This window comes from Kluyvera sp. EC_51 (assembly GCF_019584505.1).
Lineage (GTDB): Bacteria > Pseudomonadota > Gammaproteobacteria > Enterobacterales > Enterobacteriaceae > Kluyvera > Kluyvera sichuanensis.
The window spans coordinates 156,473-170,164 of the sequence record NZ_VDAG01000069.1 but is presented as its reverse complement, the minus strand read 5'-3'; the positions used below and the strand labels follow the sequence as shown (position 1 = coordinate 170,164).

At 55.9% G+C, this 13,692-nt stretch carries 11 protein-coding genes and 1 pseudogene; 5 read left to right on the top strand and 7 right to left on the bottom strand.

All coding sequences use genetic code 11. The annotated features are described in order from the left end of the window. Window positions 1–178 precede the first annotated feature (178 nt). A complete protein-coding gene (locus FHC49_RS13100) occupies window positions 179–1,180 on the bottom strand; it encodes a LacI family DNA-binding transcriptional regulator (protein ID WP_185668074.1) in 1,002 nt (333 codons plus the stop codon). A gap of 194 nt (window positions 1,181–1,374) precedes the next feature. Between FHC49_RS13100 and FHC49_RS13095 the strand changes: the two genes are divergently transcribed. Continuing rightward, window positions 1,375–1,851 carry a GNAT family N-acetyltransferase gene (locus FHC49_RS13095; RefSeq protein WP_220439977.1) on the top strand — a complete coding sequence of 159 codons (477 nt, stop codon included), beginning with the start codon at window positions 1,375–1,377 and terminating at the stop codon, window positions 1,849–1,851. On the opposite strand, the gene galR is transcribed toward FHC49_RS13095, so the two are convergent. After that, window positions 1,812–2,828, bottom strand: a complete 1,017-nt coding sequence (gene galR / locus FHC49_RS13090) for an HTH-type transcriptional regulator GalR (RefSeq protein ID WP_185667943.1) — start codon at window positions 2,826–2,828, stop codon at window positions 1,812–1,814. The two genes, FHC49_RS13095 and galR, sit on opposite strands and share 40 nt — an antisense overlap. A gap of 615 nt (window positions 2,829–3,443) precedes the next feature. Between galR and aas the strand changes: the two genes are divergently transcribed. Next, a complete protein-coding gene (gene aas, locus FHC49_RS13085; RefSeq protein ID WP_220439976.1) occupies window positions 3,444–5,603 on the top strand; it encodes a bifunctional acyl-ACP--phospholipid O-acyltransferase/long-chain-fatty-acid--ACP ligase in 2,160 nt (719 codons plus the stop codon). Further along, window positions 5,596–6,789: a lysophospholipid transporter LplT gene (lplT, locus tag FHC49_RS13080; RefSeq protein ID WP_185667945.1), complete on the top strand. Its 1,194-nt coding sequence runs from the start codon at window positions 5,596–5,598 to the stop codon at window positions 6,787–6,789. Before aas ends, lplT begins: the two co-directional genes overlap by 8 nt. 86 nt (window positions 6,790–6,875) lie before the next feature. Here lplT and FHC49_RS13075 read toward each other — a convergent pair whose 3' ends face one another. The 5 genes and pseudogenes from FHC49_RS13075 to FHC49_RS24430 form a co-directional block, all read right to left on the bottom strand. Continuing rightward, window positions 6,876–7,916: an NADP(H)-dependent aldo-keto reductase gene (locus tag FHC49_RS13075; RefSeq protein ID WP_185667946.1), complete on the bottom strand. Its 1,041-nt coding sequence runs from the start codon at window positions 7,914–7,916 to the stop codon at window positions 6,876–6,878. Window positions 7,917–8,042: 126 nt separating this feature from the next. After that, window positions 8,043–8,261: a YgdI/YgdR family lipoprotein gene (locus tag FHC49_RS13070; RefSeq protein ID WP_035893968.1), complete on the bottom strand. Its 219-nt coding sequence runs from the start codon at window positions 8,259–8,261 to the stop codon at window positions 8,043–8,045. 123 nt (window positions 8,262–8,384) lie between these two features. Continuing rightward, on the bottom strand, window positions 8,385–9,098 hold the full coding sequence (locus FHC49_RS13065; protein ID WP_220439975.1) for a TerC family protein: 714 nt from the start codon (window positions 9,096–9,098) through the stop codon (window positions 8,385–8,387). 192 nt (window positions 9,099–9,290) lie between these two features. Then, the gene (gene mutH / locus FHC49_RS13060; protein WP_185667948.1) at window positions 9,291–9,986 is read right to left on the bottom strand and encodes a DNA mismatch repair endonuclease MutH; all 696 of its coding nucleotides are present in this window, start codon (window positions 9,984–9,986) and stop codon (window positions 9,291–9,293) included. Window positions 9,987–10,117: 131 nt separating this feature from the next. Next, window positions 10,118–10,228: pseudogene (locus FHC49_RS24430) on the bottom strand (hypothetical protein); the annotation flags it as partial. Between the two features lie 441 nt (window positions 10,229–10,669). Between FHC49_RS24430 and rppH the strand changes: the two are divergent. Next, window positions 10,670–11,200, top strand: a complete 531-nt coding sequence (rppH, locus tag FHC49_RS13055) for an RNA pyrophosphohydrolase (protein ID WP_035893962.1) — start codon at window positions 10,670–10,672, stop codon at window positions 11,198–11,200. A gap of 12 nt (window positions 11,201–11,212) precedes the next feature. Then, a complete protein-coding gene (gene ptsP / locus FHC49_RS13050; RefSeq protein ID WP_185667949.1) occupies window positions 11,213–13,459 on the top strand; it encodes a phosphoenolpyruvate--protein phosphotransferase in 2,247 nt (748 codons plus the stop codon). Window positions 13,460–13,692 lie beyond the last annotated feature (233 nt).

The window sequence follows — 13,692 nt, the reverse complement described above, 5'->3', positions numbered from 1 at the left end:
AACGGTATAACGCTTGCTTACTATGACCGGAAAAGCCGTAGTATTATCCGGATAGACTAGGAAAGTGTTACCTATGTTCCCGGTCTGAAGTGTTACCTATGTATCCGGTCGTACATGCGCTCGCCCGGGCTACATGTGAAAAGTAGCCCGGGCGAGTGAAACGACCCCGGGACTGGCACTATTTGTAATACGGCCCCGTCGTCACCGAGTCACGCAATACCAGCGTACCGGTAAACGGCGGGATCGTTTCGATCTCTTCCCCGCTTGCCAGCTTAATCGCCTGATCGATAGCGGTAACGATCATATTATCGATCGGCAGATAGACGGTAGAGAGCCCCGGCTCCAGCCATTTGGCGCTAGGCGCATCATCGAAACCGAACAGTGAAATATCCTGCGGGATCTTAAGCCCCGCCTGATGCAGCGCTTTTGACGCACCGAGCGCCATATCGTCGTTACAGGCGAACAGCGCGCTGAACTTCACTTTCTCCTCCAGCAGCGCATTGCACATGTCATAGCCGCAGTTCATGGTGGAATCACCGTGCTTCACCTTTGCCGGGTCCCACTTGATACCGTTTTGCTCCAGCGCCCGGCGATAGCCCTGTAAACGCGCTTTACCGGTTGGCGTGTGGATAGGAACGGTAATACAGGCAATATCGCGGTGACCCTGAGTAATCAGGTATTCGACGGCCTGAAACGCGGCATCCTGCTGTTCGAAGAAGACGCAGCGTTCGCGCGCCTGGCTGACGTCACGGTTGATGACGACCAGCGGCATTGGCGTGCTGTTGACCAGCGACATGATCGCCTTTTCGCTCATATGACGGGTGTACAGCACGATGGCGTCGCACTGACGGTCGGCGAGCATCTGCACCGCCTGTTCTTCGCGCTCCGGGGTATCGTGACCGTCGGTGACAATCAGCTGCTTGCCCCAGGCTTCCGTCTGGCGTGACGCCTGCTGAAGCAGTCGACCAAAGTAGAAGCCGTCGAAGGTGGAAACCACAAGGCCAATGCTGTTGCTGGTGCGGTTAGCCAGCGATCGTGCCAGGAAGTTGGGGCGATAGCCTAACTCTTCCATTGCTTTGAAAACCTGCTGACGCGTGCTCTCTTTCACCTGGCCCGTACCATTCAGCACGCGAGAAACCGTCGCTTTTGAGACCCCAGCACGTATTGAGACATCCAGCATTGTTGCCATTATTATTTCCTGAGACTTCATTTTGTTCCGCAGTTTATCACAGACATTCAGCGGCATAAGCTCTATGAAAGCGGCAAATAACCACCGGGATCACGCTTTTTAGCGCTGCCGGGTAGAATATCCACCTTGCATAAGCGAATAATCCATAATCGACGATGCCTGATGGCCGACAACGAGACAGTGATATGAATATTCAACCGCTCTACGCTGCCCCGCAGCATGCCCTACAGGTTACCGACTGGCTCTGGGAGGCATTTGGTGATGGGCTATCTCGCGACTTTTTTGCCAGCATTATTGCGCATAGCCAGACGCCCGCCGCGCTGCCGATAACGTTTATCGCGACCGAAGGGGATACGCTGCTCGGCACGGTCGGGCTGTGGCGATGCGACCTGATAAGCCGCCAGGATCTCTGGCCGTGGATGGCGGCGCTGTACGTAGAGGAATCGGCGCGTGGCTGTGGGCTGGCGGGGAAACTTCAGCAGTATGTCATCGACTACGCCCGTCAGCAGGGCTTTGACCAGCTTTTCCTCTATTCCGCCTGCCGGGATTTTTACGGACGCTTTGGCTGGCGGTACATCGGTGATGCGCTGGACTATCCGGACACCACCGTGCATTTATATCGCTACGACCTTACCTCTTCACCCGGTGCAATCACCGAATGACGGCGCACCAGCGTCGGGCTGAATAGGTGGGTAATATCCGGCAGAGGGCGGTTATCCGCCAGCGCCAGCGCTAGCTCCGCCGCCTGGGTTGCCATGGTGACAATCGGGTAGCGGATGGTGGTCAGACGCGGACGCACGTAGCGGGAAACCAGCACATCATCAAAACCAATCAGCGAAATCTCCTGCGGCACATCGATACCGTTATCGTTGAGCACGCCCATCGCGCCTGCAGCCATTGAATCGTTGTAGCAGGCGACGGCGGTAAACTGCTTACCGCGGCCTAACAGTTCGGTCATCGCCTGTTCGCCGCCGCTCTCGTCCGGCTCGGCGAAGGTGACCAGCCGCTCATTGCACGGCAGGCCGCTCTCTTTCAGAGCATCGTAGTAGCCCTGCAGACGATCTTCTGCATCCGAAATCGTATGGTTCGAGCAAATATAGCCGATGCGGGTATGGCCCTGCTGAATCAGATGGCGGGTGGCAAGCCAGGCACCGTAGCGGTCGTCCAGCGCCACGCAGCGCTTCTCAAAGCCGGGCAGAATGCGGTTTATTAACACCATGCCGGGGATCTGCTTCATTAACCCGGCCAGTTCTGCATCGGGAATTAGCTTGGCATGCACGACCAACGCCGCGCAGCGGTGGCGAATAAGCTGCTCAATCGCCTGACGCTCTTTGGTTTCATTGTGGTAACCGTTACCGATCAGCAAAAAATTGCCGGTGTTGTAGGCCACCTGCTCCACGGCTTTTACCATCGCGCCGAAGAACGGGTCGGAGACATCGCCGACCACCAGGCCGACGGTTTCGGTCGACTGCTGCGCCAGCGCGCGGGCGTTGGCGTTAGGGTGATAGCTGAGTGACTCCATCGCGGAAAAAACGGCCTGACGTGAGGCATCGCTGGCTTTTGGGGAGTTATTGATGACACGGGATACGGTGGCGACGGAGACGCCTGCAAGCCGGGCCACATCTTTAATTGTCGCCATAATATGCCTTAATCAAAATTCAGGGGGTAAACGCTTACACCATAACAGTGTTACGGAAATTCCCCTGCTATTCAAGGAGGGCGGAACGGCGAATTGCACAATGATGATGCAAACGTGACATTCTGTGGAAAAGTTACTCCCGCCCTGCAACGAAACGCGAGAATTCAAACGTTTGCTTACACTTTGCGAAACGCTGTTGCGAATGTCTGCTGGAGAAGGCGTTAGGCGACTTGCTAATCTGATTATCCCAGAGGTATTGATAGGTGAAGTCGCCCCACAAGGTTGACCACTTGATTACACCAACCTGCGCAGATGCGCAGGTTTTTTTTTGCCTTGCGCCTGCCTGTTACAGTTCCCGACAATCGCAATACCTCGTTTCATTTCCGCTTACTCTCTTGCGCTTTTCCGCTGGTTGCAGAGTGGGGAGGGCGCGACAATAGCGGTCCCAGAGGTATTGATTGGTGAATGTTTCATGGTACGCCTTGCGTACTTCATCACTTACACCGACCTGCGCAGATGCGCAGGTTTTTTTTTATCTCGATCCTGCCACGGACTGCTTTTCCTCAGTTTTCTCGTGTAACCTTCATGAACAAAACTATGGCAAAAGGAGTTTGTATGCTTCTGCGTTTTTTCCGACAGCTTTTTAAGGTGCTCTTCCGGGTCAGGATGACGGGAAACACCGACGCGCTGAACCAGCCAAAGGTGCTGATTACGCCAAACCACGTCTCATTCCTCGACGGCATATTATTGGCGCTGTTTCTCCCCGTTCGTCCGGTTTTTGCCGTCTATACCTCAATTTCGCAAAAATGGTTTATGCGGTGGCTGACGCCCATTATCGATTTCGTCCCGTTAGATCCCACCAAGCCAATGTCCATCAAGCATTTGGTGCGCCTGATTGAACAGGGCCGCCCGGTAGTGATCTTCCCGGAAGGGCGTATTTCAGTATCCGGCTCGCTGATGAAGATTTACGACGGCGCGGCCTTTGTGGCGGCCAAGTCCGGGGCGACGATTATTCCGGTGCGCATTGAAGGCGCGGAGTTGACCCACTTCAGCCGCCTGAAAGGGCTGGTAAAGCAGCGTCTGTTCCCGCGTATCTCGCTGCATCTGCTGCCGCCAACCACGCTGCCTATGCCGGAAGCGCCGCGCGCGCGCGATCGCCGCAAAATTGCCGGTGAAATGCTGCACCAGATTATGATGGAAGCGCGCATGGCGGTACGTCCGCGCGAAACCCTGTATGAATCTTTACTGACGGCCATGCACCGCTACGGCGAGAAAAAACCGTGCGTGGAAGACATTAACTTCCAGCCGGATAGCTACCGCAAGCTGCTGACCAAAACGCTGTTTGTGGCGCGTATTCTGGAAAAATACAGTAAGCAGGGTGAGAAAATTGGCCTGATGCTGCCGAACGCGGGCATCAGCGCGGCGGTGATTTTTGGTGCCATTGCCCGTGGGCGTATCCCGGCAATGATGAACTACACCGCTGGCGTAAAAGGGCTGACCAGCGCCATTACCGCCGCACAGATCGGCACCATCTTTACCTCTCGAACCTTCCTGGATAAAGGCAAACTCTGGCACCTGACCGAGCAGCTCACCCAGGTACGCTGGGTGTTCCTTGAAGATTTAAAAGGTGATGTCACGACTACCGATAAGCTGTGGATCTTCTCCCGCGTGCTGATGCCGCGCCTCGCTCAGGTGCCGCAGAAGCCGGAAGACCCGGCGATTATCCTCTTTACCTCCGGTTCGGAAGGCCATCCGAAAGGGGTGGTACACAGCCATAAAAGTATCCTGGCGAACGTCGAGCAGATTAAAACCATCGCTGACTTCACCGCTAACGACCGATTTATGTCGGCGCTGCCGCTGTTCCACTCTTTTGGCCTGACGGTGGGGCTCTTCACACCGCTGTTGACCGGCGCAGAAGTGTTCCTCTACCCAAGCCCGCTGCACTATCGCGTGGTGCCGGAGCTGGTCTATGACCGCAACTGCACCGTGCTGTTTGGAACCTCCACCTTCTTAGCCAACTACGCGCGCTTCGCCAACCCGTACGATTTCTATCGTCTACGCTATGTCGTGGCGGGGGCGGAAAAGCTGCAGCAGAGCACCAAAGCACTGTGGCAGGACAAATTTGGCCTGCGCATTCTCGAAGGTTACGGTGTGACCGAATGTGCGCCGGTGGTCTCCATCAACGTACCGATGGCGGCGAAGCCGGGTACGGTGGGGCGTATTCTGCCGGGCATGGATGCACGTTTGCTGGAGGTGCCGGGCATTGAACAGGGCGGCCGCCTGCAGCTGAAGGGGCCGAACATCATGGCGGGCTATCTGCGCGTTGAGAATCCGGGCGTGCTGGAAGTGCCGACGGCGGAAAACCAACACGGTGAGCTGGAAACCGGCTGGTATGACACCGGTGATATCGTGGCCTTTGATGCGCAGGGCTTTGTGCAAATTCAGGGACGAGCGAAGCGTTTTGCCAAAATTGCCGGCGAAATGGTATCGCTGGAAATCGTTGAGCAACTGGCGCTTGGGGTATCCCCTGAGAAGATGCATGCCACCTCAGTGAAAACCGACGCCAGCAAAGGCGAAGCGCTGGTGCTGTTTACCACCGATAATGAACTCACCCGCGACAAACTGCTGCAGTATGCGCGGGCCCACGGCGTACCGGAGCTGGCGGTGCCGCGAGATATTCGCTGGCTCAAACAGCTGCCGCTGCTTGGCAGCGGTAAACCGGATTTCGTCACCCTTAAGAGCATGGTCGCAGAGACGGAACATCCGAATGAGTGAGTCAGTACACACTAACAACTCCCTGCTGTCGAAAGGTATGATGGCAGTGATTGTGGCCCAGTTCTTTTCGGCGTTCGGCGATAACGCGCTGCTGTTTGCCGTGCTGGCGTTGATGAAGCAGCAGTTCTACCCGGAGTGGAGCCAACCGGTTCTGCAGATGGTGTTTGTGGGCGCTTACATCATCTTTGCCCCGTTTGTCGGCCAGGTGGCGGACAGCTTCGGTAAAGGCCGGGTGATGATGTTCGCCAACGGCCTGAAGCTTGTCGGTGCGGCGACGATTTGCGCGGGCCTGAACCCGTTTATCGGCTATACGCTGGTGGGCATTGGCGCGGCATCTTACTCTCCGGCGAAGTACGGCATTCTCGGTGAAATTACTACCGGCGATAAGCTGGTGAAAGCCAACGGTTTAATGGAAGCCTCGACCATTGCCGCCATTCTGATTGGCTCCGTCGCCGGTGGCGTAGTGGCCGACTGGAGCGTGGTAGGGGCGTTGGTGCTTTGTGCGGTGGTGTACGGCGTCGCGGTGGCGGCCAACCTCTTTATTCCGAAACTGCCTGCGGCGCGTCCGGGGCAATCCTGGCGTTTTCGTCCAATGACCCACAGCTTTTTTAATGCCTGCAACGTGCTGTGGCACAACGGCGAAACGCGCTTTTCTCTGCTCGGCACCAGCATGTTCTGGGGGGCTGGGGTGACGCTGCGTTTCCTGTTGGTACTGTGGGTACCGGTGGCATTGGGGATTACCGATAACGCGACGCCAACCTATCTGAACGCGATGGTCGCCGTCGGGATTGTGGTTGGCGCGGGGGCGGCGGCAAAACTGGTGACGCTTGAGACCGTGGCACGCTGTATGCCTGCCGGGGTGTTGATTGGCGTGGTTGTCGCTATTTTCGCGTTCCAGCATGCGCTGCTGCCAGCTTACGTGCTGCTGTTTATCATCGGTATCTGCGGCGGTTTCTTCGTGGTGCCGCTCAATGCGCTGCTGCAGGATCGCGGTAAAAAGACCGTGGGTTCCGGCAATGCGATCGCGGTACAAAATCTCGGTGAAAACAGCGCCATGCTGATTATGCTGGGGCTCTATTCATTGGCGGTGGCGGTTAATATTCCGGTGGTCGGCGTGGGGATTGGTTTTGGCGTGTTGTTTGCGCTGGCGATTCTCGCGCTGTGGCTGTGGGGGAAGCGCCGTTGATGTAAACCCGGCGGCGCTTACGCTTGGCCGGGCTACCACTATCAATGTAGCCCGGGCGAGCGCAAGCGCCCTGGGACTGCTCGAACTTAAGGTGCCGGGTAGGTATAAACCTGATGCACCGCTTCAATCTCCGCCAACACTTCCGCACTTAGCTCCAGATGCAGACTTTCAACGTTGGTTTTCAACTGCTCCATCGTCGTCGCGCCTAACAGCGTGCTGGCCACGAATGGCTGACGGCGAACGAACGCCAGCGCCATTTGTGCCGGGTCGAGGTTATGACGTTTGGCGATATCGACATACGCCGCTACGGCTTTCTGCGTCTGCTCGCCGCTGTAGCGCGTGAAGCGGCTAAACAGCGTATTACGTGCGCCCGCAGGCTTCGCGCCGTTCAGGTATTTACCGGTGAGCGTTCCGAAGGCCAGACAGGAGTAAGCCAGTAGCTCAACGCCTTCAAACTGGCTCACTTCTGCCAGCGCCACTTCGTAGCTGCGGTTCACCAGGCTGTACGGGTTCTGGATGGTCACGATGCGCGGCAGGTCGTGTTTATCCGCCAGATGCAGGTAGCGCATCACGCCAAACGCCGTTTCGTTCGACACGCCGATATAGCGAATTTTCCCGGCGCGCTGATATTCGGTGAGCGCTTCCAGCGTCTCCAGCAGCGACACGACCGGTGCTGAATCAGCCCAGGTATAACCCAGTTTGCCAAAGCAGTTAGTCGGGCGCTGCGGCCAGTGTACCTGGTAGAGATCGAGATAATCGGTCTGCAGGCGCGTCAGCGAGTTGTGCAGCGCATCGCGAATGTTTTTGCGGTCCAGCGCCTGATTTGGGCGAATGCCGCTGTCGTTGTTGCGCGAAGGGCCGCTCACCTTCGAGGCGATCACCAGTTTCTCGCGGTTGCCATGCTTCGCCAGCCAGTTACCGACATAGGTCTCGGTCAGCCCTTGAGTTTCCGGGCGCGGAGGAACGGGGTACATCTCGGCAACATCGATAAGATTGATGCCCTGACTAACGGCATAATCGAGCTGTGCGTGGGCGTCGGCTTCGCTATTTTGTTCACCAAACGTCATAGTGCCCAGCCCGAGGGTGCTTATCTCAAGCGAGCTGTGGGGGATACGGTGGTACTGCATAAGCCGGCTTCCTTTTATCAACAGCGTCAGGAGAGAGTCCCGACAAAGGAATATAAAAATGGCAGAGGGGGAGAAAAAGGGAAAGCAGAAAATGAAAAAAGGCCAGCAGGCGGCTGACCTCTCTGATTATCGTTTGATAATTTGCGACACGTCGTCGCGGTTGATCTGCATTTTATTACCTTGCTGATCTTCATAGCTGATAAGACCGGTGTCGTCATCGACTTCCGGCTTACCGTCGGTCAGGATCATCCGACCGTCTTTTGTCGCCATCACGTAATCGCTGCTACAGCCGGAAACTGCAAAGGCTAAACCTACTGCGGAAATCAACACTGCCCATTTTGTCATCGTTATCCCCTTCATCGCCGCACTCTTAATAGTCTAGTAATAACCGACCTAAGGCACAGCATAAAGCAGGAAAATCTTAAAAAAACCGGATGCAGCCCTCAATTGAGGGCTGTTGATGAACGATTAAAGGGGATTTTTCTTGCTTCGCAGCAGATTGAGGCTCTCGACCGCCATAGAGAAGAACATCGCAAAGTAAATGTAGCCTTTTGGCACATGCACATCGAAGCTCTCGAGGATCAGCGTAAAGCCAACCAGAATCAGGAACGACAGCGCCAGCATCTTCACCGATGGATGGCGTTCGACGAACTCGCCAATTGAACGTGCGGCAAACATCATCACACACACGGCAATCACCACGGCAGCCATCATAATGAACAGATGGTCAGAGAGGCCCACGGCGGTAATAACCGAGTCGAGGCTGAAGATGATATCCAGCATCATAATCTGCATGATGGCGCCCAAAAACGAATGGACGTTCGTTTTCATGCTCTCTTCATCGCCTTCGATAGTCTCGTGGATCTCCATACTGGCTTTCCAGATAAGGAACAGCCCGCCAACCAGTAAAATCAGATCGCGAATCGAAATGTCCTGGCCGAACAGCGTAAACAGCGGCTGGGTCAACTTCACCACCCAGGCAATGGAGGCCAGCAGCGCCAGACGCATCACCATCGCCCCCATCAACCCCAGACGACGGGCATGAGCACGTTGAGCAGTAGGAAGCTTAGCCACAACCAGAGAGAGGAAAATAATATTGTCGATGCCCAGGACGATTTCCAGAATCGTCAGCGTGCCGAGCGCAAGCCAGGCATTGGGATCGGTGATCCATGCAAATAACATTAGATAAGTCCTGCCAAATAGAACAAAAGCGTTAATCGATGTACGTTGATGTGCTTCCCCGTAACCGCCGCTGGCACCAGCTCATCCTTTGAAACGAATGCTATCGCCCAGAGAAGGAGCAAAGGCGTACCAGCGAGCACGTTGCGTGCAGCAGGGAGGAGTATAAGCCCGCAGCGCGGCAGGACAAAAAAATTAATCAGTACGTAACATAAAATGGCGGGCCAGCAGGGCGGCGGTGAAGTTCTTTTTGAGATAAAAACCGCGCGGCAGCGTCATGATGGGCTCCCCCTGCGCGCCGATAGCTTCGGTCAGCGCTTTACTGTTGGCCGCCTTCGGCCTGAGCTGGAGCACCTCGCCGTGGCGGGCGGTAATACGCTCCACCTGACCGAGCACGATCAGATCCATCAGCTCTTCCCAGTCCATCTGCAGCTGATGCTCTTCTTCGGCGCTTGGCGTCCATAGCAGCGGTGCGCCTACCCGACGTTCGGCCAGCGGAATAGCACGATCGCCTTCGACTGGGATCCACAGCACGCGTTTGAGCTTGTGGCGCACGTGGCTGTTCTCCCAGGTGACGCCTGAATTGCCGGTCAGCGGCGCGACGCAGACGAAGGTGGTCTCCAGCGGGCGGCCCTGCGCATCGATAGGAATGGTTTTCAGCTCCACCCCCAACGCAGCAAAATCCTGCTCGGGCTTGCTGCCGGCGCTGGCTCCTAGCCAGATCTCCAGCAGTACGCCAATCCAGCCTTTATCACGCTTTAAATCCTTCGGCGCCACGATACCGGCCATCGCCGCCAGCTCTCCCAACGAATAGCCCGCCAGACGCTGCGCCTGAGCAAGCAGCTCAGCCTGGGTTTTAGGCGATTCGGGAAGCGGTGCGAGGGTGGACATGATAATGCGCCTTTTGGTGAAAAAATGAACGACAGTTTTACCGGGTGTAGATAGAGTTTAACTTTTTCTGAGTAAATAAACCAAGATGATGATTATCATCGTTTTTTTACGCAGAAATTACATAAAAAAATCCGCTGAAAAAAGGTTTTCCAAATCTGGTCACTGACAATGAACAGGATCTTACACCATGTTATCCACAGAAAAGTGGGATAACTGGGGAAAAGCCTGACTACTGTTTCAATTTACAGCCTTGACGTGCGACGAAAATCGAATTTTCGCACAAAAGATGCCTAAGATGTTTGCACAATCTGTGGATAAAACCAACGTTGTTCGATCTTTCATCAATTGAAGGATCGCCCATGTGATGATCGTCACGTTATGCGCTAATACATCAAGATTAACTATAATAACATAATGAAAAATATCATTTTACTGAGCGTGGTCGGCATGCGATTATTCAGAGTACTCTGGGTTTTCCCTGGGTAATTCCGTACTTCTTCACAACTCTATCCACAGAAAAAGTGAATAAAATCGCTGACCAGCGCGGTTCTCTGTTTATAACTCTGATGATTACTGTGAGTTATTCAAATGTTATTCGTTGGTAGAGGCGTAATAGAGTGGTTTACCGTTTCCAGCGAGTGTGAAACAATCGTTCACATTGAAGCTTATTTTGAGGTAGTCCGGTGATTGATGACGATGGCTACCGCCCGAACGTTGGTATTGTAATTTGCAATCGTCAGGGTCAGGTAATGTGGGCCCGACGCTATGGTCAGCACTCCTGGCAATTTCCCCAAGGGGGCATAAACCCCGGTGAGACAGCAGAACAGGCGATGTATCGGGAATTGTTCGAAGAAGTTGGATTAAGCCGCAAGGATGTGCGGATCCTCGCTTCGACCCGAAACTGGTTGCGTTACAAGTTGCCAAAACGTTTGGTGCGTTGGGACACTAAGCCGGTGTGTATCGGCCAGAAACAAAAGTGGTTTCTCTTGCAGTTGATCGGCAATGACGCGGATATCAATATGCAGACCAGCAGCACGCCGGAGTTCGATGGCTGGCGCTGGGTGAGTTACTGGTATCCGGTGCGTCAGGTCGTCTCGTTTAAACGCGACGTCTACCGCCGGGTAATGAAAGAGTTCGCCAGTGTAGTGATGGCGCTTGCGGAGAGCGCGCCAAAGCCACAAAGCGCGCCTGCTTATCGACGCAAAAGAGGTTAAGCCACGCACATTATGCTCACGCGCCTACGCGAAATTGTTGAGAAGGTCGCGAGTGCGCCTCGTCTGAACGAGGCGCTGGATATTCTGGTTACCGATGTCTGCCAGGCGATGGAGACAGAGGTTTGCTCGGTCTATCTCGCCGACAACGATCGACGCTGCTTTTACCTGATGGCGACCCGCGGGCTGAAGAAGCCACGCGGTCGTACCATCACGCTCGCCTTTGATGAAGGCATCGTTGGCCTGGTTGGCCGACTGGCTGAACCCATCAACCTTGCCGACGCGCAAAAACACCCCAGCTACAAATACATCCCCTCTGTAAAAGAAGAGCGCTTCCGCGCTTTTCTCGGCGTGCCGATTATTCAGCGCCGCCAGCTGCTGGGCGTGCTGGTGGTGCAGCAGCGCGAGCTGCGTCAGTTCGACGAAAGCGAAGAGTCATTCCTGGTGACGCTCGCTACCCAGATGGCGGCGATCCTCTCTCAATCTCAGCTGACGGCGCTGTTTGGTCAGTACCGCCAGACGCGCATCCGCGCGCTGCCCGCTTCGCCGGGCGTGGCGATTGCCGAAGGCTGGATGGACGCCACCCTGCCGCTGATGGAGCAGGTTTACGAAGCCTCATCGCTGGATACCGCGCTTGAGCGCGAGCGCTTAACTGCGGCGCTGGAAGAGGCGGCGAATGAGTTTCGTCGCTACAGCAAACGCTATGCCGCCGGGGCGCAAAAAGAGACGGCGGCGATTTTCGACCTCTATTCACACCTGCTCTCTGACGCCAGCCTGCGCCGCGAACTGTTCGCGGAAGTCGATAAAGGCTCGGTCGCCGAGTGGGCGGTGAAAAAAATTATCGAGAAGTTCGCCGAACAGTTTGCCGCCCTGAGCGACGGCTATCTGAAAGAACGGGCGGGTGATTTACGCACGCTCGGGCAGCGTCTGCTGTTCCACCTTGATGACACCACGCAGGGCGCGAACGGCTGGCCCGCGCGGTTTGTGCTGGTGGCTGATGAACTCTCTGCTGCTACGCTTGCGGAAGTGCCACAGGATCGTTTAGCCGGCGTGGTCGTTCGCGATGGTGCGGCCAACTCCCATGCGGCGATCATGGTGCGTGCGCTGGGCATTCCGACGGTGATGGGGGCAGACATTCAGCCGGCGATCCTTCATGGGCGCACGCTGGTGGTGGACGGCTATCGCGGCGAACTGCTGGTCGATCCCGAACCGATCCTGGTGCAGGAATACCAGCGCCTTATTAGCGAAGAGAACGAACTTAGCCGCCTGGCGGAAGGGGACGTTGAACGCCCGGCAGAGCTGAAAAGCGGCGAGCGCGTGAAGGTGATGCTCAATGCTGGCCTTAGCCCGGAACATGAGCAGAAGCTGGGGCGTCGCATCGACGGCATTGGCCTCTATCGCACCGAAATTCCGTTTATGCTGCAAAGCGGCTTCCCGTCGGAGGAAGAGCAGGTGGCGCAGTATCAGGGCATGTTGCAGATGTTCAACGACAAGCCGGTGACGCTGCGTACGCTTGACGTTGGCGCGGATAAACAGCTGCCGTACATGCCGATCAGCGAAGAGAACCCATGCCTTGGCTGGCGTGGGATCCGCATCACGCTCGATCAGCCAGAGATCTTCCTGATCCAGGTTCGTGCGATGCTGCGCGCCAATGCGGCAACCGGCAATCTAAGCATTCTGCTGCCGATGATCACCAATCTTGAAGAAGTGGACGAAGCCCGCCGCCTGATCGACCGTGCCGGACGCGAAGTGGAAGAGATGATCGGCTATGCGATCCCTAAACCGCGTATCGGGATCATGCTGGAAGTGCCGTCGATGATCTTTATGCTGCCGAATCTGGCAAACCGCGTCGATTTCATCTCGGTGGGCACCAACGACCTGACTCAGTACGTGCTGGCGGTTGACCGCAACAACACGCGCGTTGCCAGCATGTATGACAGCCTGCACCCTGGCATGATTCGGGTGCTGTCGATGATTGTCCAGGAAGCGGAGCGTTACGGCATTGATTTACGCCTGTGCGGCGAAATGGCGGGCGACCCAATGTGTGTCACCATTCTGGTGGGCCTCGGCTTCCGTCATCTGTCGATGAACGGCCGCTCGGTGCCGCGCGTGAAGTATCTGCTGCGTAATATCGATCTCGAAGATGCCGAAACCCTGGCGCGCCGCAGTCTTGAGGCGCAGATGGCGACTGAAGTGCGCCATCAGGTGGCGGCCTTTATGGAACGTCGCGGCCTTGGCGGCCTGATTCGCGGCGGCCTGTAGGCCTTCTTCCTGGTAGCCCGGCCGAGCGTATGCGACGCCGGGATTGGCACCATGCTGCCCCGGGGTCGGCTTAACGCCTCGCCCGGGCTACGCCAGCTTATACATATCTTTTACATCTTCTCCGCATCATCTCTCATCTCCCCTGTGCTATCATTCGCACCTTTGGAGCGCCTGAAGCTTCCGGCGCGCGTCTCTACCGCTGTCCACTTTCGGCGGAATAACAAGCATTTGTG